The sequence below is a fragment of the Nostoc sp. CENA543 genome (assembly GCF_002896875.1).
Taxonomy (GTDB): domain Bacteria; phylum Cyanobacteriota; class Cyanobacteriia; order Cyanobacteriales; family Nostocaceae; genus Trichormus.
The window spans coordinates 4505103-4525094 of sequence record NZ_CP023278.1 but is presented as its reverse complement, the minus strand read 5'-3'; the positions used below and the strand labels follow the sequence as shown (position 1 = coordinate 4525094).

12 protein-coding genes are annotated in these 19992 nt (G+C 41.9%); 6 read left to right on the top strand and 6 right to left on the bottom strand.

Annotated elements, in window-relative coordinates; translation table 11 throughout:
* Positions 1-15: 15 nt before the first annotated feature.
* Complete coding sequence (locus CLI64_RS18685; protein WP_103138614.1) at positions 16-450, top strand: pre-16S rRNA-processing nuclease YqgF; 435 nt, start codon at positions 16-18, stop codon at positions 448-450.
* 189 nt (positions 451-639) lie between these two features.
* On the opposite strand, the gene CLI64_RS18680 is transcribed toward CLI64_RS18685, so the two are convergent.
* Positions 640-903 carry a DUF3146 family protein gene (locus tag CLI64_RS18680; protein WP_103138613.1) on the bottom strand — a complete coding sequence of 88 codons (264 nt, stop codon included), beginning with the start codon at positions 901-903 and terminating at the stop codon, positions 640-642.
* A gap of 214 nt (positions 904-1117) precedes the next feature.
* Positions 1118-3274 carry a polyribonucleotide nucleotidyltransferase gene (locus CLI64_RS18675; RefSeq protein ID WP_103138612.1) on the bottom strand — a complete coding sequence of 719 codons (2157 nt, stop codon included), beginning with the start codon at positions 3272-3274 and terminating at the stop codon, positions 1118-1120.
* 474 nt (positions 3275-3748) lie between these two features.
* Between CLI64_RS18675 and CLI64_RS18670 the strand changes: the two genes are divergently transcribed.
* On the top strand, positions 3749-8365 hold the full coding sequence (locus CLI64_RS18670; protein ID WP_103138611.1) for an SNF2-related protein: 4617 nt from the start codon (positions 3749-3751) through the stop codon (positions 8363-8365).
* Between the two features lie 154 nt (positions 8366-8519).
* A complete protein-coding gene (locus CLI64_RS18665; protein ID WP_103138610.1) occupies positions 8520-9356 on the top strand; it encodes an SWIM zinc finger family protein in 837 nt (278 codons plus the stop codon).
* A 203-nt stretch (positions 9357-9559) separates the two neighbouring features.
* Here the strand turns inward: CLI64_RS18665 and CLI64_RS18660 are convergent, their stop codons facing one another.
* The 3 genes from CLI64_RS18660 to psbD all read right to left on the bottom strand — a co-directional run bounded on the left by CLI64_RS18660 (position 9560) and on the right by psbD (position 13017).
* A complete protein-coding gene (locus tag CLI64_RS18660) occupies positions 9560-10324 on the bottom strand; it encodes a sporulation protein (protein ID WP_103138609.1) in 765 nt (254 codons plus the stop codon).
* Positions 10325-10589: 265 nt separating this feature from the next.
* Positions 10590-11978 (bottom strand): photosystem II reaction center protein CP43, encoded by a 1389-nt coding sequence (psbC, locus tag CLI64_RS18655; protein WP_103138608.1) that lies wholly within the window; start codon positions 11976-11978, stop codon positions 10590-10592.
* Positions 11962-13017 carry a photosystem II D2 protein (photosystem q(a) protein) gene (gene psbD, locus CLI64_RS18650; protein WP_103138607.1) on the bottom strand — a complete coding sequence of 352 codons (1056 nt, stop codon included), beginning with the start codon at positions 13015-13017 and terminating at the stop codon, positions 11962-11964. Before psbD ends, psbC begins: the two co-directional genes overlap by 17 nt.
* A 547-nt stretch (positions 13018-13564) precedes the next feature.
* Between psbD and CLI64_RS18645 the strand changes: the two genes are divergently transcribed.
* From CLI64_RS18645 to CLI64_RS18635, 3 genes are all read left to right on the top strand, one after another.
* Complete coding sequence (locus CLI64_RS18645; RefSeq protein ID WP_103140792.1) at positions 13565-14134, top strand: photosystem I assembly protein Ycf4; 570 nt, start codon at positions 13565-13567, stop codon at positions 14132-14134.
* A gap of 163 nt (positions 14135-14297) precedes the next feature.
* A complete protein-coding gene (locus tag CLI64_RS18640) occupies positions 14298-15089 on the top strand; it encodes a peptidylprolyl isomerase (RefSeq protein ID WP_103140791.1) in 792 nt (263 codons plus the stop codon).
* A gap of 161 nt (positions 15090-15250) precedes the next feature.
* Positions 15251-16411, top strand: a complete 1161-nt coding sequence (locus CLI64_RS18635) for a beta-ketoacyl-ACP synthase (protein ID WP_103138606.1) — start codon at positions 15251-15253, stop codon at positions 16409-16411.
* A gap of 199 nt (positions 16412-16610) precedes the next feature.
* Here the strand turns inward: CLI64_RS18635 and CLI64_RS30880 are convergent, their stop codons facing one another.
* Positions 16611-19721, bottom strand: a complete 3111-nt coding sequence (locus CLI64_RS30880; RefSeq protein WP_157943297.1) for a calcium-binding protein — start codon at positions 19719-19721, stop codon at positions 16611-16613.
* Between the last annotated feature and the right edge of the window lie 271 nt (positions 19722-19992).

The window sequence follows — 19992 nt, the reverse complement described above, 5'->3', positions numbered from 1 at the left end:
TGGGGAATAAAGTTTATGTTTTCTAATGAGTTTTCGCCAACACAACCAGTAATTTTAGGTTTTGACCCTGGTAAAGATAAATGTGGTGTAGCCATCATGGGATTAGACCGACAATTGCATTATCATCAGGTCGTACCTTCCCCAGAAGCGATCGCTACGATTAATATACTCAGACAAAGATTCCCTGTTTCCTTATTGGTAATGGGCAATCAAACCACAGCCAAACGCTGGAAACAGCAGTTACAACAAGAATTAGTCGAACCTGTCAATATTGTTTTGGTGGATGAGCGTTATTCTACCCTAGAAGCACGCGATCGCTATTGGCAGATGTACCCACCCCAAGGACTCACAAAACTTATTCCAGAGGGAATGCGCCAACCACCACGACCCATAGACGACATAGTTGCGATTCTGTTAATTGAAAGATATTTAAGCCGACTGACGGAATAAAAAGGCAATAGTCAATAGTCAATAGTCAATAGTCATTAGTCAATAGTCATTAGTCATTAGTTTTCTCCCCCTGCTCCTCCGCAATTGCTCCACTTGGGCAAAGCCCTTCGCGGAGCGTCTCGTTGGCGCAGCCTCTCGTAGAGAAGAGAAGACCGCATTGCTCTCTGCTCCCTGCCCCCCTGCCTCTTCCTATAGCTGTGCGCGAATCGTAAACGCGTAATCTCCTCCTGGTTCTAATTGATAATCTTGCTGTTCCAAAAATCGTCCTAGAGGTTCTTTGATTAAAGCACGACCCTGGGAAGGTTTGACGGAAAGTTCTCCCAGACGAAAATTCCATTGAAAATGCCACTCAAAATCACCTGCACTCACTTCGCCTTCTAGGAAGCCGTGTTGCCAGGATTGGCGAGTGATTTTGACGTGGGCAGTAGTTTCGGGCAAACGTTTAGCACTCACAATGCTTGGTATTAAGTATGGAACAAAAGCTAACCATTGCAGCTATCTTTTATTTACCAAACTTCGTCGCGATCGACAAACTCACAATATGAGGATTTTGGTGAGAATGTCGCTTGATTTAGTCGCTGTATTTCAAAGTAATCAAAAACTTGGCGGCGATGCCTACCGAAAAGGCATCGCGGATTTTAGATATTATCTAAAATCCCCATCGATTTTAACGGTTTACTGCCGCAGCTTCTCGTGCTGCTGCTGCTTGGTCTGGGTGAATACCCAAGCGTGTGAGGTTAATCCGTCCTTTATTGTCAATTTCACGCACTTTGACAATGACTTCATCACCTACGGCAACCTCATCTTCTACCTTGCCTACACGATAATCAGCAAGTTGAGAAATATGGATCATTCCTTCCTTACCAGGAAGAAATTCCACAAAAGCACCAATTGGTATAATCCGAGTCACACGTCCAGCATAAACATCGCCCTCGTTCAATTTGCGGGTCATGCCTTGAACGATATTACGCGCACGTTTAGCCTTATTTTCATCTACCGCAGAAATGGTAACTGTACCATCATCTTCGATGTCAATTTTAGCACCAGTTTCTTCGGTAATTCCCTTGATGGTTTTACCACCAGGCCCAATGACTAGACCAATCATGTCTGGATCAATCTTGATAGTCAACAGACGTGGGGCATAGGGTGAGGTTTCAGTGCGTGGTGTGTCGATGGTTTGCAGCATTTTTTCTAGAATGTGCAACCTGGCGGCTTTGGCTTGGTGGATGGCTTGGGCAATGACATCTAAAGATAAACCAGAGATTTTCATGTCCATTTGTAAGGCTGTAATCCCTGTATCTGTGCCGGCGACTTTAAAGTCCATATCACCTAAAAAGTCTTCAATACCTTGAATATCGGTGAGGACTCGCACTTCATCGCCTTCTTTAATCAGACCCATCGCCGCACCACTAACTGGTTTAATAATGGGTACGCCTGCATCCATTAACGCTAGGGTAGAACCGCACACAGAACCCATTGAGGTAGAACCGTTAGAAGAAAGCACTTCCGAAACTACGCGGATAACGTAGGGGAATTGTTCTTTGGGCGGTAATACAGGTAGAATTGCCCGTTCTGCTAAGGCACCGTGACCAATTTCTCGTCTACCTGGGGCGCGTAATGGTTTGGTTTCCCCGACGGAGAAGGGGGGGAAATTATAGTGATGTAGGTAGCGTTTAGATTGGTCGGTTTGGAGGTCGTCGTTAAGGTTTTGGGCATCTCCAGGAGTACCAAGGGTACAGGCGGATAGTACCTGGGTGAGTCCGCGATTAAATAAACCGCTACCGTGGACGCGCTTGGGTAGAACATCAACTTGGCAAGAAACGGGACGAACTTCATCCAGTTTGCGACCATCCACACGCACGTTATCTTCAACGATTTGACGGCGCATGAAGTATTTAGTAATGTCTTTGAAAGTGTTACCCAAAGCTTTGCTATCAGCATTAGCCGCAACGCGGATGGGGTCTTCTTCTGGTAATTCAGCGATCGCTGTGGCAATATTTTCTTTAACGGCATCTAACGCGTTATCGCGTTCGGTTTTGCCTAAATCAAACTGAGCCAAAATTTTCTTAATTTCATCGCTGGCGCGATCGCGAATATAATTTGCTAAGGTTTGGTCTACCTCTGGTGGTGCTTCCTGCACAAATTCCAAACCTAGTTCCGCTACTAAATCTTGTTGCGCCTTAATTAAATCGCGCACGGCTTCATAGCCAAAATCAATCGCTTCAATAATATCTCGCTCTGGCAGTTGATTCGCGCCTGCTTCCACCATGATTACACCATGTGGTGAACCAGCTACGATCAAATCCAAATCTCCAGCTTCGATTTCTGCATAGGTAGGGTTAATGATAAAGTCATCACCTACCAAGCCTACCCGTACTGCTGCCATTGGCCCATTGAAGGGAATTTTAGCAATCAAAGTGGCAATAGAAGCACCTGTCACGGCCAATACATCTGGCGGTACTAGTTCATCCATTGACATGGTGAAAGCCACAACTTGCAAGTCATCCCGCAACCATGAAGGGAACAAAGGACGCAAGGGACGGTCAATCAAACGGCTGGTCAGAATGGCTTTTTCTGGTGGACGACCTTCCCGGCGCATAATCCCACCAGGGATTCTCCCAGCTGCGTATAGTCTTTCTTCGTAATCTACTGTCAGGGGAAGGAAATCAATGCCCTCTCTGGCTGCTGATCGCGTAGCTGTTACCAAAACAGCTGTATCCCCTGATTCTATCAACACAGACCCACCGGCTTGCGGTGCTAGTAAGCCTACCTTCAGTCGAATATCCCTTCCATCGAAGGATATTGACTTCTCAAATTCTGCCATTCAGCTTTTTTTCCTTCTCTTTCTTTATTCTCTCTCTGTGGCAATCCTAACATTTATGCCCTCTGGCTGGCTTCTATTACATAATAAATAGCAACAAGTAGCCTAAAGCCAAGCCCAACACCTCTTGAGTGCTGTTGGCGATAGCGGGTAGTTTAGCCAATGTTAGGTACTGAGTAAAAATAACTAGTACAGTACCACAAGAATAGAGCTATTATTTGGAATAGACAATAACTTTACTAATGTTGTTTGGCTGGAATTGAGGACGCAGGGAATATTATTTTAATAATAATTTGTGTATTTACAGTATATATTAGTGATTTTTTATATTAATTAAATATAGAGTTTAAACAATGATTAATAATATTAAATTTATTCTCAAAATGAATATATTAGTTTTGTAATAATTGCAATTCTTGAGAAAATGCCAAAAATATTTCATAAATTTAATGATATTAAGGTCTGAGTAATTAAAAAATGGCGATTTTACATGGTAGTTGGTTATTAAAAGAGCAGGAAAATTGTTTATTTATTTGGGGTGAAACTTGGCGATCGCCGCGAGTAAATGTAAATTTTAGTGAATTACCACTCCATCCTTTGGCGATGACAGCAGCAGAGTTAAGTGAGTGGTTGATTGCCGAAAATTTTCCAATTGCAGACTTTAACACTCAAACAGCACAGAAATCAGGTACTAAAGCTGCACCTGCTAAAAAAATCAATTTACCAAGTCATTCTCAAATCATTAATCTCCCGACGCAGATTTTAGAAGTCACCCAGGAAGACACAGCATTCATTGCGCCCGTACACTCGGCGGCTGTAGAATCAGCACCTGATCCCAAACCATACTTGCAACCTTGGTTAGTCGAAGGTTTTTGTCTTTCACCTCTAGCCGCAACTAAATTTCTCACCTCTTTACCTTTAAATATCGTCAACGGAGAAGATACATTTTTAGGTGGAGATTTACGTTTTTGGTCACAAATTGCCCGTTGGAGTTTAGATTTAATTTCTCGTTCTAAGTTTTTACCCATTATCCAACGACCAGTTAATGGGAATTTTGCTGCTCAATGGCAAGTGCTTTTAGATAGTGCCATAGATGGGACTCGGTTAGAAAAGTTTGCGGCAAAAATGCCGTTAGTTTGTCGGATTTATCGGGGACTGGGGACTGGGGAAGAAATTAGTCAGTCGCCAATGTATGTCGATTTTCCTTATCAACCACAGGAATTAATTTTATCGTTTCTCAACAGTGTGATTGATGCTCAAGTGCGAGAAATGATAGGGAATCAAACTCTACTTGAACCCAGGGTGATGGGGGCTTTACCATTACCTGTGCGTCAATGGTTGCAGGCTTTAACTGCTGCATCTGGTGCAGTCAATGCAGATGTAATTGGGGTAGAACGGCTAGAGGCGGCATTAAAAGCTTGGACGCTGCCGCTACAATATCAATTAGCCACTAAAAATCAATTTCGTGCTTGTTTTCAGTTGCTTGCACCTGATGAGGGAAAAACTGATTGGACATTGGCGTATTTTTTGCAAGCGGCTGATAATCCAGAATATTTAGTAGATGCAGCGACAATTTGGCAACATCCCGTTGAGCAATTAGTTTATCAAAATCGTACCATTGACCAACCCCAGGAAGCGTTATTACGGGGTTTAGGGTTAGCCTCTCGATTGTATCCAGCGATCGCATCCAGTTTAGAAACAGAATCACCCCAATTTTGTCACCTCACCCCCATCCAAGCCTATGAATTTATTAAAGCTGTGGCTTGGCGATTTGAAGATAGCGGACTAGGTGTGATTTTACCGCCGAGTTTAGCCAACCGCGAAGGCTGGGCGAACCGCTTGGGGTTAAAGATTTCCGCCGAAACTTCCAAGAAAAAGCAGGGAAGACTAGGATTACAAAGTTTATTAAACTTTCAATGGCAATTAGCGATCGGTGGGCAGACAATTTCTAAAGCCGAATTTGATCGCTTAGTGGCGTTAAATAGTCCCTTAGTAGAAATTAACGGCGAATGGGTGGAATTGCGTCCCCAAGATATTAAAACAGCCCAGAATTTCTTTGCATCTCGAAAAGAACAAATGTCTTTATCTTTGGAAGATGCTTTACGTTTGAGTACGGGAGATACGCAAGTAATTGAAAAATTACCAGTCGTTAGCTTTGAAGCATCTGGGGCTTTACAAGAATTAATTGGCGCGCTAACTAATAATCAAGCAGTTGCACCTTTACCCACACCAAAAGACTTTCAAGGACAGTTACGACCTTATCAAGAAAGAGGCGCAGCTTGGTTAGCTTTTCTAGAACGTTGGGGTTTAGGTGCGTGTCTCGCAGACGACATGGGACTCGGTAAATGTGTAGCACCAGATACATTAGTTAATGTGAATGGACTATTACTCACAGCTGAATCAATTTGGTCAAATTATGCAGGAGAAACAAAGTTTGATGGAGAAGGATTTTGGACAGAACCAACAACAGAATTATTGACTAATTCTCTGAATGAAGAGACCGGCGAAATTCTCCAAGCTCCCATTAGATATTTATATCGGCAACAAGTCCAGGAAAAATTACGCAAAATTACACTCCAAGACGGTAGCAGTGTCACTATTACACATCGTCACAAGTTATTAACTAATCATGGTTGGACAAATAACTTACAGGTTGGTGATTATGTTTGTGTTCCATCTAAAATGCTGTGGCATGGTAGACCACAAGACCCAGATTTAGTGAAATTACTAGCTTGGCAAATTGCGGAAGGTTATGAGCTACTAGACAAAGGAACTGTGAACATACATCAAAAGGACACCACAGTCTTAGAAGATTTACTGGAGACATTTCAGCGTTTAGGCGATCGCTATCATCTTAAAATTAATCATCCTAGTATTGTTAGTCATTCCAAAAAAACAGCTTTTTTGAGAGTTAACAGCCAAGCCTATCGCCGATTTTTAGTTGATCAAGGTTATATCTGGGGTAAATTATCCGCAGAAAAATCAATCCCCAGCTTGATTATGCAGTCAGATTTAAATAGTGTGCGGCTATTTTTGCGTCACTATTTTGATGCTGAATCTGCTGTAGTTACCAGTATGCAGAGTATTGAAATTGCCACAGCATCACCTTTATTAATTGAGCAACTTTCTACATTACTGCGGCGATTTGGTATTTGGTTACGTATCTCACCAAAACGTAAATGTGCTACCAATGGTAAGCGGATTTTCCGTACTTACTATATAGGTGTAATTGGTGGTAACTCCGCCAGGAGATTCTTAAAAGAAATAGGCTTTAGTATTACATACAAGCAAAGAAAATTAGAGGAAATTTGTCACAAAACTAGTAATACTAATGTGGAAGGTATTCCTGCTGGTGAGATTGTTGCCCAAATCATCAACAATACAGGCTTACCCCTACGACATTTGGGAATGCACAATAATGTTTATATTAATGGTTCACAGCAATTCTCTAGAGATAGTTTGCAGAAAGTTTTGTTGGCAATTAACGGAATTATTAGTGGTGAATCACAAAGTCAATATCAACAACTTAAACTTTCTAAATGGACTACAAAAACACTAGCCGCATACGAAAAAATTGATATAGAAAATCTAATTTTAACTAGGCATTATTTGCAAAATCTGCTTGAGCAGGAGGTATTTTATTGTAAAGTTGAAAGTATAGAAGATATTGAGCATACAGGTTGGGTTTATGACTTTGAAGTGAGTAAATATCACAACTTTATTGCTAACAATATTATCTGTCACAACACTGTTCAGTTTATTGCCTTTTTACTCCACATAAAAGAACAAGATGTATTAGAAAAACCCACATTACTTGTTTGTCCGACTTCTGTGTTAGGAAACTGGGAAAGGGAGGTGAAAAAATTTGCACCTACTTTGAAAGTTATGCAATACCACGGTGATAAACGTCCCAAAGGTAAGACATTTCAAGAAGCAGTCAAGAAGCATGATTTAGTAATTACTAGTTATTCATTAATTCACCGTGATTTGAAATCTTTACAGACAGTTGATTGGCAAATAATTGTGCTGGATGAAGCGCAAAATGTGAAAAATGCTGAAGCCAAACAATCCCAAGCAGTCAGACAATTAGAATCAACATTTCGCATTGCTTTAACTGGTACGCCCGTAGAAAATAGACTACAAGAATTGTGGTCTATTTTAGATTTTCTCAACCCTGGATATTTAGGTAACAAGCAATTCTTTCAACGCCGTTTTGCTATGCCGATTGAAAAATACGGTGATGCAGCATCTTTAAATCAATTGCGTGCTTTGGTACAGCCTTTTATTTTACGTCGGCTCAAAACAGACCGTGAAATTATTCAAGACTTACCAGAAAAGCAAGAAATGACAGTTTTTTGTGGTTTATCTCCAGAACAAGCTGCACTGTATCAACAAGTAGTAGAAACATCATTAGCTGAAATTGAATCAGCCGATGGATTGCAACGCCGAGGCATGATTTTAGCCTTATTAATTAAGCTCAAACAAATCTGTAATCATCCAGCCCAGTATTTAAAAGCAGCGAACTTAGGACAACACAATTCAGCCAAATTACAACGGCTAGAAGAGATGTTAGAAACAGCGTTAGAAGAAGGCGATCGCGCCCTCATTTTCACCCAATTTGCCGAATGGGGTAAACTCCTCAAACCCCACTTAGAAAAGCATCTTGGACGTGAAATCTTCTTTTTATATGGGAGTACCACCAAAAAGCAACGTGAAGAAATGATTGACCGATTCCAACACGATCCCCAAGGGCCGCCAATCATGATTTTATCCCTCAAAGCTGGTGGTGTCGGCTTAAATTTAACTAGAGCCAATCATGTATTCCACTTTGATAGATGGTGGAATCCAGCCGTAGAAAATCAAGCCACAGACCGAGTATTTCGCATTGGACAAACTCGTAATGTGCAAGTACATAAATTCGTTTGCACCGGCACATTAGAAGAAAAAATTCATGACATGATTGAAAGCAAAAAACAACTAGCAGAACAAGTAGTGGGTGCAGGTGAAGAATGGTTAACAGAACTAGACACAGACCAACTACGAAACTTATTAATATTAGACCGCAACGCAGTCATCGAAGAAGATACAGAATAAACTCCAAATATCAATTCCCAGCCAAAACGCTAATGAATAATGCACAGGCGAGTTTAATCAACATATGTGTTTTGTAACGTGAATATTGTACAAAACCTGCCCCTACTGACTAATAACTAATAACTAATGACTATTGACTAATAACTATTGACTTATGACAAACACAACATTACAAGCAAGCCGGGAATGGTGGTCACAAAGATGGTTAGAACTACTCGATTCCTACCGCTTTAAAAAACGCTTAGAACGTGCTAGAAACTATGCACGTCAAGGTAACGTTCTCAGTATTGAATTTAAAGGTGCAAAAGTATTAGCCAAAGTCCAAGGTAGTGAAGTCGAACCTTATAAAGTTTCCCTTTCTCTGGATTCTTTCAGTGATGAAGAATGGGGCTATATTATTGAAACCATGTCCAAAAAAGCTGTTTTCGCTGCTAAATTATTAGCAGGAGAAATGCCTCAAAATATTGAAGAAGTATTCACTGCTAATGGTTTGTCTCTATTTCCCTTCACTTTGGGTGATGTTCACAGTAAATGTTCTTGTCCTGATAAGGCTAACCCTTGTAAACATATCGGCGCAATTTACTATCAGTTAGGCGATAGATTCAGCGAAGACCCCTTTGTTTTATTCCAGTTACGAGGCAGAACTAAAGAACAAATTATTAGCGATTTACGCCACTTACGGGGTGAGAAATTAGAAGTTAATATAACTAAAATAGATGATGAAAAACACCTAATTAATAGTCATCAATATAGCGTCAAAATTGATGAATGCTGGCAATATAATGAGCCACTAGATTCTTCTTTAGTAGTGATTACACCATCAAGCAATGAAACCGTTTTAGATATGTTAGGTGCTATTCCTTTAGGAAAAACAGAGGATGATGCTACTAACTTAAATTCTAGCGACGTAGTAATGAAATATTTAGAGACTCTATATAAAGATGTTAGCCAAAAAGCAATGTTAGCAGCAATGAATGTGGGTGGAAATTAAGTTTTCGTCAGCAAATATAGCCTTTCCTAGTCTGCTGAGGTACAAATTTATCTGCGTCTATCTGCGGTTAATTATTCTTCTGTGTACCTCACTAGAGTCAGAAAAGCTATAACTTCTCAATCAGATTCAATTACTGTCCGAACTTTGATATATCCATACATATTTTTGAGCTTGGCATGACTCAGCCAAGCTAGTAACAGAAATTAATGTAGATGCCTGTGAATAATTTCATCAATCATGGCTTCTAAATTTTTTTCATACATATCTGATTGTGTCACAACCAGACGTTCATAACGCTCATCTACATCAAAAGCCTCTTCTATCCAGCCTTTCCAGCCACGGGCGCGTTTATCGATTTCCAACAGAACTTCTAATCTGTCTTCTCTTAAACGAAAGACAACTTCTAACTCATCCAAGTGATTACGATAATTACCTGTAGGGCGAAACTCTAATTCTTGTACAAAAGGATAAGCACCGCCAAAATGATGTGTGTATTCACAATCAACTTTATATAGCTGAAAACCCAAATTTTCCAACGCTTGCAAAACCTTTTGCATTAATGGGTGTGGGTGTACTTCTAGATAGTCTCTATCTCTGGGATTAATAGCTGATTTGATATCCAATCCTGTGCGTATATAGACAGGAGTTCTACCCAAAGTTAATGGCAATTCATATGGTAAATCTATTGCAAACGGAACGACAACTTCCTCTCTAGGCTGGATAGTCAAACGTTCTAAAAGTTGATAGTTAACAAGAACACATTCTTCTGTCACAGTTGAATCATCTACTTCTCGTTTATACTCAGTAGCCAACTTTAAATAAATATCATTAATATCTTGGGCGACATCTCCGCCGCGAATATAGACTTCGCCTTCTAATACTTGACCTGGAATTACAGAATTATTGAAAATTCGTGTGTCTACTTTAGCTGCACCAATGCCAACACTAGCTAAAAAATTCTTAAACATAGTTTCTAAGTTAGTAATTGAGTGAACAAAAGTTAATCCAACTTTCGCTTTATGTGATAACTATCAGATGATGCTGTCGAAGTTATGCAAGTCTAACTCTGAATTTAGTCATTAGTTATTAGTCATTAGTTATTAGTCAACAGTCAATAGTCATTAGCTATTCTCCCCTACTCCCTCTGCTTCTTTACCTAAAGAAAAAGGCTCTTGCTGTTACACAAGAGCCGCAAAAGCGTTCGATTGTCAGTGATGAATTAAAGCTTAGAACCTAGTCAAGATCATTCATGAACATTACTGGTTCATTCTCACGGTCAATACCTTTCTCGAAACCACCAGCAGCAGCACGAGCGCGACCAGCGTGCCACAAGTGACCTACGAGGAAGAAGAAACCTAAGACGAAGTGAGAAGTTGCCAACCACGCGCGAGGAGATACGTAGTTGAAGGAGTTAATTTCGGTAGCCACACCACCTACAGAGTTCAAAGAACCCAGAGGAGCGTGAGTCATGTATTCAGCAGCGCGACGAGCTTGCCAAGGCTGAATATCATTCTTGATTTTTTCTAGGTCAAGACCGTTAGGCCCACGTAGAGGTTCTAACCAAGGGCCACGGAAATCCCAGAAGCGCATGGTTTCACCACCGAAGATGATTTCACCTGTAGGAGAGCGCATCAAGTATTTACCCAGACCTGTGGGGCCTTGAGCAGAACCGACGTTAGCACCTAAGCGTTGGTCACGAATTAAGAAGGTTAAAGCTTGAGCTTGAGAAGCTTCAGGGCCAGTTGGGCCGAAGAATTCGCTGGGGTAAACGGTGTTGTTGTACCAAACCATGCAAGAAGCAATGAAGCCCATTAAGGACAACGCGCCCAAGCTGTAGGATAGGTAAGCTTCACCAGACCAGATGAAAGCACGACGCGCCCAACCAAAAGGCTTGGTGAAAATGTGCCAAATACCACCAGAGATACAGATTAAAGCAATCCAAATGTGACCGCCGATAACATCTTCCATGTTATCTACGCTGACAATCCAGCCTTCGCCACCAAAAGGAGATTTGATTAAATAACCGAAGATGACGGCAGGGTTGAGGGTTGGATTGGTAATTACACGCACATCACCGCCACCAGGGGCCCAAGTGTCGTAGACACCGCCAAAGAACATCGCCTTCAGCACTAACAGCAACGCACCACAACCCAAAATGATTAGGTGGAAGCCGATGATGTTGGTCATCTTGTTTTTGTCTTTCCAGTCATAACCAAAGAAGGAAGAATACTCTTCTAAGGTTTCTGGGCCACGAACGGCGTGATAGATACCACCAAAGCCCAGGACTGCGGAAGAAATGAGGTGAAGTACACCAGCTACGAAGTAAGGGAAGGTGTCGATAACTTCACCACCAGCACCCACACCCCAGCCTAAAGTAGCAAGGTGAGGGAGCAGGATTAAGCCCTGTTCGTACATTGGTTTTTCTGGAACGAAGTGAGCGACTTCAAATAAGGTCATCGCTCCAGCCCAGAAGACAATCAAACCAGCGTGAGCAACGTGTGCGCCCAGCAGTTTACCAGATAAGTTGATGAGGCGAGCATTACCAGACCACCAAGCGAAACCTGTGGATTCTTGGTCGCGTCCGCCGCCCATAACGGCAGTTCTATTAGAGAGCGTTACCACGTGGTAGTACCTCTTCGGGGAATACAAATTTTTCGTGAGGCTGGTCTTGAGGAGCCATCCAAGCGCGGATACCCTCATTCAGCAAAATGTTCTTGGTATAGAAAGTTTCAAATTCTGGGTCTTCAGCCGCCCGCAACTCTTGGGATACGAAGTCATACGCCCGCAAGTTGAGTGCTAAACCAACGATACCCACTGCCGCCATCCACAAGCCTGTGACGGGTACGAACAGCATGAAGAAGTGCAACCAACGTTTGTTGGAGAAGGCAATCCCGAATATCTGTGACCAGAATCGGTTTGCTGTCACCATTGAGTAGGTTTCTTCTGATTGGGTGGGGTTGAAGGCGCGGAAGGTGTTGGCGGCTTCGCCGTCTTCAAATAGGGTGTTTTCTACTGTTGCTCCGTGAATCGCACACAATAGCGCACCACCTAATACACCTGCTACTCCCATCATGTGGAAGGGGTTGAGGGTGAAGTTGTGGAACCCTTGTACGAATAGGATGAACCGGAAGATTCCTGCTACTCCGAAGCTGGGTGCAAAAAACCAGCTCGATTGTCCCAAGGGGTACATCAAGAAGACGCTGACGAATACCGCTATTGGGGCTGAGAATGCTAGGGCGTTGTATGGTCTAATTCCTACTAGCCGTGCAATCTCAAATTGACGTAGCATGAACCCGATTAATCCGAAGGCTCCGTGTAATGCTACGAATGGCCACAGTCCACCTAGTTGACACCAACGGGTGAAGTCGCCTTGGGCTTCTGGCCCCCACAACAGCAATAGGGAGTGTCCTAGGCTGTCTGCTGGTGTGGATACTGCTACTGTTAGGAAGTTACATCCTTCTAGGTAGGATGATGCTAGTCCGTGGGTGTACCAGGATGTGACGAAGGTTGTACCGGTTAACCAACCGCCTAATGCTAGGAAGGCGCAGGGGAATAATAATATCCCTGACCAGCCTACGAATACGAAGCGATCGCGTTTTAACCAGTCGTCTAGTACGTCAAACCACCCTCTACTGGGGGCGCGTCCTACTGCGATGGTCATCTAACTAAATCCTCTTTTACTAAAATTGCAACGTTTCTAAGCAGAACCTTTGAGGAATTTCATCCCGTAAGCAACTGCCGCGAGGAAATAACGTTTTTTTTGACAGTTTCAGCAGTTTACCACTACTGAGTTTCTGAGATTCTGCTAATTATGAAAGTCAGCATTTCTCAGGCATATGTCGTTACACGTACCACAAGCTAGTTACCTAGCTTGTAGTAACTTAATGCTTCTTAACTTATCACATTGTTCGGGTTTTCGCTCAACCCACTTAGGGGAATCAAGTATTGATCACGATCCTACTAATTACTATCAATATCAGAAATTTTACAATCTGACACAACTTTTCTCAGAAATCTTATTTGGGGGGATTGGGGATTGGGCATTGGGCATTGGGCATTGGGAAAAGGAGACAAGGTAGGAGAAGAAAAAACTAAGGACTAATGACTAATGACTAATGACTATTGACTAAACATTAAGCTTGCAAGACATCCTGTTAAAATGGCAGACTTTTAGTGAAAGGGAAGCACTCACAGGCCAAGGTAGTTCAATGACTGGATCAACAACTGTTAACAAAGGCGATCGCCTTCTACATCAAAAAGTCCTCGGTTCGCGTAGGTTTAGTAACTACTGGTGGGCAACTGTCGTGACAATGGGAGCTACAGGCTTTTTATTGGCAGGTCTCTCAAGTTACCTAAAAGTTAATTTACTCATAGTTACTGACCCGTCTCAATTAGTATTTATCCCCCAGGGACTGGTAATGGGGCTGTATGGTACGGCAGGTCTGCTATTAGCATTGTACTTGTGGCTAGCTATCCTTTTGGATTTGGGAGGCGGGTACAATGATTTCAATAAGGAAACTGGTTACTTGAAAATCTTTCGCTGGGGTTTTCCTGGTAAAAATCGGCGGATTGAAATTGATTCCCGTATTCAAGATGTGCAATCTGTGCGGATAGAAATTAAAGAAGGGATCAATCCTCGGCGCGCGTTGTATTTGCGTGTTAAAGGCCGTCGTGACATTCCTTTGACACGGGTAGGACAACCATTACCACTATCAGAGTTAGAAACTCAAGGTGCAGAGTTAGCCAGATTTTTAGAAGTTCCATTAGAGGGACTTTAACAGAAAAAAGGCTCTCATGAAAAAGGCAAAGTGTTAATTCATATTAGGCGTAAATTAACAATCAACATCTTTTGCCTTTTTCCTTTTTCCTTTTTACTTAATTCCAGCCCCTTGCCCCATGACAAAAACAGGCTAAGATACACTGGTTGAGTCAGTAATGGCAATGCGGTTAAAAGTTTCACAATTTTTTGTTGCACTTTTGATAGTCGGTGCTTTGATGTTGGGGGGCTGTTCTACGCAGCAGGCTAGTTCTAATTCCTCACAAGCATCAACAACAGCCGAAACAACCACGACAACGACCACTGAAGCAACACCTGTATCTAATAATACGAATGAGAGTGTTCCAGGTATGAAAGATTTACCCCGTCTTGAAGGTAAAGCTACCGTGGTGATGACGGTCAACGGCTCGCCGATTACTATCGAGGTAGACGGTACAAATGCTCCCATCACAGCTGGTAACTTTGTCGATTTAGTTCAAAAGGGCGTTTACGATGGTTTAGTGTTCCATCGTGTTGTACGTGATCCCCAGCCGTTTGTAGTGCAAGGTGGCGATCCTCAAAGTAAAGAAGGCACAAACGTTCCTCCTAGCAGATGGGGAACAGGCGGTTACATTGACGCTGTAAGTAAGAAAGAACGTTACATACCCTTAGAAATCAAACCCGAAGGGGAAGCTAGCCCGATTTACAGTAAAACTTTTGAGCAAGCACGTATTACTAAAGCACCTCAATTAAGGCATAAACAAGGTGCGGTAGCGATGGCGCGATCGCAAGACCCTGATTCTGCATCTTCTCAGTTCTATTTTGCACTAGCAGATTTAGGATTTTTAGATGGTAACTATGCCGTATTCGGTTATGTCACCGATGGTTTTGACGTAGTTAACAAAATTCAGCAAGGCGATCGCATTACTTCTGCTAAAGTCACTCAAGGCGGCGAAAATTTGAAGGTTGGACAATAGGGACTGGGTAATTCAATTTTGGATTTTGCGGAAAGTCTGAGCGGAGGTTTCCTCCGCTCAGAACTTTCCAAGACGGATTTTAAATTTTGGATTGGATTTCAATCTAAAATCCAAAATCTAAAATCTAAAATTCTCTCCCTTACACCCCTATACCCTTTGAAATGGTTGAAGTTGTGGTCACTGGTATTGGTTTAGTTTCTGCCTTGGGTACAAGTCTAGAGGGGAGTTGGCAGAAATTAATTGCTGGTGAGTCTGGAATTAAGTTATATCAACCGTTTCTGGAATTAGAACAACTACCTCTGGGTCTAATTGGTCAACAACCAGCTAGTTTAAGAATATTAACTCAGCTGGTTGTTGATGCCGCAATTAAGGATGCTGGTTTATTGACAAAATTACCAGATTGTGCAGTAGTAATTGGCTCTAGTCGTAGCCATCAAGCATCCTGGGAAAAGTTAGCGAGGAATAGGTATACAAAATCTCTCCATCAAGAATCATTTGTCATCGGGGAAAGATTAGAGGATTGGTTAGAGACTTTACCCCACATGAATGCGATCGCATCTGCTAGACAAATTGGTGCAGAAGGGATAGTTTTAGCACCAATGGCTGCTTGCTCTACAGGAATTTGGGCAATTTCGCAAGCCACATTATTAATTAAAACAGGACAATGTGAAAGAGCGATCGCAGGCGCGACAGAAGCACCTATTACACCCTTGACTATTTCAGGGTTTCAACGAATGGGTGCTTTAGCGAAAACTGGTGCTTACCCTTTTGATTTGCATCGGGAAGGTTTAGTTTTGGGTGAAGGAGGGGCTGTATTTGTTTTAGAATCAAAAGCCTTAGCCCAAAAGCGTCAAGCGAAGATTTATGGTGAAATTTTAGGGTTTGGGTTGACAGCAGACGCACATCATCCCAATCAACCAGACTTAGAAGGGAAAAGTGCGATCGCAGCTATTAAGCAAGCTCTAGAACGCAGTCATCTGCACCCTCATGATATAGATTACATTCACGCTCATGGTACAGCTACCCAGCTAAATGACCAGATGGAAAGTAGCGTGATCAAAAAATTATTTCCCCATACGGTCGCAGTTAGTTCCACTAAGGGAGCTACAGGCCATACACTAGGAGCATCAGGATCTTTGGGATTAGCTTTTACGTTGTTGGGGATGCAACACGAAATTTTGCCCCCCAACATAGGATTAAAACAAACAGAATTTGATTTAAATATTGTTAGCACTGCGTATCATCGTCAAATTCGCCAAGCATTATGTTTAAGTTTTGGTTTCGGCGGACAAAATGCGGTGATTGTGGTTAAGAAAAATTAGTAATCACCGCATTTTCCTAACGCGAGTTCGATAAGTCTTTTTTGACCTCTCCCCCCGCCCCTCTCCGACGCGGAGAGGGGAGTAAAGAGCTAAAATATTAACGATAAATGTAGTTTTTAAAGCCTCTCTCCTTGCAGGGGAGAGGTTTGAAGAGGGTTTTTTTGTTCGTCAAATTCACATTTTCTTAGTTGAGAGATATTCAAATGAATTCTATCTGTGAATTAGGAGAAAATCCAATGGGGCGATTTTCCAGCGTGACAAATTTATTTCCCTCGAAAAACAAATTACCAGTAGAGGGATCGTAGCTAAAATCATTAATATTAGAAGTGCCGAACATCAATTGATAAATCTGGATTTTGTCACCTTCACTAATATTAAAATCTTTAATAATATCTATCCCTTCAGATACATTATTAAAGACAAATTTATCTTGACCTAAACCACCGATAAGAATATCGTCACCATCACCACCCATCAAAGAGTCATCACCATCACCACCAAGCAAAGTATCATCATCGCCTTCTCCCATGAGAGTGTCGTTACCACTCCCACCTGTTAAATAATCATTGCCGAAGTAACCCCAAATGTAATCATCGCCACTACCACCATTGAGATTATCGTCGCCTTCATATCCATCTAGAAAGTCATTACCACCGTTACCTAATAACAGATTGTTTTGATTGTCTCCGACGATATCATCACTTTGATTTGAGCCTTTGACAACATCAAAGTTTTCTACGGCAAAGGATTTAATTCCAGAAAGACTAATAACATCGAAAAACTGATAGTTAAGATTCACATTAATTGATGTGTTGGAGTCTGCTGTAGAGGCATCAATAACGTTACTACTAGCATTGGCGTTAACAATAACTTTTTCTATGTTGACTAGTTTATCTTCACCTAAACCACCATCTTTTTGAATCACACCAGTTTGTAAGAAAGTGATATTTTTGGTGATTTGGCTATAGTCGGCGGTGTCATAGTCTCCCCCACCATTTAAGATGTTGTTACCACTACCACCAGCAAGGATATCATTCCCATATCCCCCATTAATAATGTCATCGCCACCATAACCAAACAATTGATTATCTTGACTATCACCCGTGAGAGAATCAGCCTGATTTGTCCCTTTAACATCATCAAAATTCACCACTCTCCAAGATTGAGAACCATTGACAGTGATAGTTTGATTAGCCAAATTGGCATTAATTGAGGTGATTGTAGTCAGTGAGGAAACATCAATAGTATTGTTAGCTTTAGTAGCATCAGCGATGATTGTTTGAATGTTAGTGAGTGTGTCTTTACCTAAAGCACCTTTCTTGATAGTGTTATTTGGCACAAAAGTAACACTTTGACCAAGTTGGCTGTAATCAGCAAGATTATTACCAGTCCCACCATCGAGAGTGTCATTACCACCACTGCCTCGGATAGTGTCATCACCGCCATTCCCAAATAACTGATTATTGCCAGTATTGCCAGTGATGATGTCATTACGACTTGTACCCCTGACATGATCAAAGTTGACCACGCTGAGAGTTTTCACACCACTGCTATCAGTCACAGTTAAACTTTGAGTTTGCAAATTAGCATTGATGCTGGCGTTGTTTCCCCATGTGGACGCATCGATGATGTCGTGTAGATAACTGCTGTTAGCAACAATCTTTTCGATGTTGAGGATTTGGTCTTGTCCTGATGTGCCTTTGTCGATGCGGTCAATGGCTGTGAGAATAATTTGTTGATAGCGTTGACTGTAATCTGCTGTATCTGTCCCACTTCCCCCGTTGAGGATGTCGTTACCTGCGCTGGCTTCTAAGATATCTTCGTTTGCGCCACCATCAAGGCTATCATTGCCATCTTCACCATTGAGGATGTCTTTTCCATATCCTCCCTCTAGGATGTCGTCTCCACTCCCGCCTTTGAGGATGTCGTCGTTTTCTCCTCCCATCAGGCGATCGCTTTGCGCTCCTCCGTACAAGATATCATTGCCGTAACCGCCATCTAATATGTCTTCTCCTGTGTCTCCGTAGAGGATGTCGTCTCCATATCCTCCCTCTAAGATGTCGTTGCTGTAACTCCCGATAATTGTGTCATTTCCATTTCCTCCATACAGACTGTCATTCCCATATCCCCCATTAATAATGTCATCACCGTCATAACCAAACAATTGATTATCTTGACTATCACCCGTGAGAGAATCAGCCTGATTTGTCCCTTTAACATCATCAAAATTCACCACTCTCCAAGATTGAGAACCATTGACAGTGATAGTTTGATTAGCCAAATTGGCATTAATTGAGGTGATTGTAGTCAGTGAGGAAACATCAATAGTATTGTTAGCTGTCGTAGCATCAGCGATGATTGTTTGAATGTTAGTGAGTGTGTCTTTACCTAAAGCACCTTTCTTGATAGTGTTATTTGGCACAAAAGTAACACTTTGACCAAGTTGGCTGTAATCAGCAAGATTATTACCAGTCCCACCATCGAGAGTGTCATTACCACCACTGCCTCGGATAGTGTCATCACCGCCATTCCCAAATAACTGATTATTGCCAGTATTGCCAGTGATGATGTCATTACGACTTGTACCCCTGACATGATCAAAGTTGACCACGCTGAGAGTTTTCACACCACTGCTATCAGTCACAGTTAAACTTTGAGTTTGCAAATTAGCATTGATGCTGGCGTTGTTTCCCCATGTGGACGCATCGATGATGTCGTGTAGATAACTGCTGTTAGCAATAATCTTTTCGATGTTGAGGATTTGGTCTTGTCCTGATGTGCCTTTGTCGATGCGGTCAATGGCTGTGAGAATAATTTGTTGATAGCGTTGACTGTAATCTGCTGTATCTGTCCCACTTCCGCCATTGAGGATGTCGTTACCTGCACTCGCCTCTAAGATATCTTCGTTTGCGCCACCATCAAGGCTATCATTGCCATCTTCGCCATTGAGGATGTCTTTTCCGTATCCTCCCTCTAGGATGTCGTCTCCACTCCCGCCTTTGAGGATGTCGTCGTTTTCTCCTCCCATCAGGCGATCGCTTTGCGCTCCTCCGTACAAGATATCATTGCCGTAACCGCCATCTAATATGTCTTCTCCTGTGTCTCCATAGAGGATGTCATCTCCATATCCTCCCTCTAAGATGTCGTTGCTGTAACTCCCGATAATTGTGTCATTTCCATTTCCTCCATACAGACTGTCATTCCCGTATCCCCCATTAATAATGTCATCACCGTCATAACCGTAGATTTGATCATCATCACTATTACCGATGAGAATGTTATTGAGAGAATTACCTTTAATTAGTCCCATGTTCAAAAATGGTGATTGTGTAACTTCTGATGTCAGTCAACTTTGTGAAGACAGATTTATGAAGTTTGGTTAAAAATTAACAAATTCAACATGAAGTTAACATATGTGATATTCAATCAGCAAACATTACCGAATGTGCTAACCACTAGTTATCAAGTAAACCGACAATGAGAACATCTAAGGAGAATCCCTAATCCCAGACAAAGTAAAAAAGCAAAAGAATCTTTTCCTTTTTTTGCCTTTTGCCTTTTGCCTTTTGCCTTTATACCCA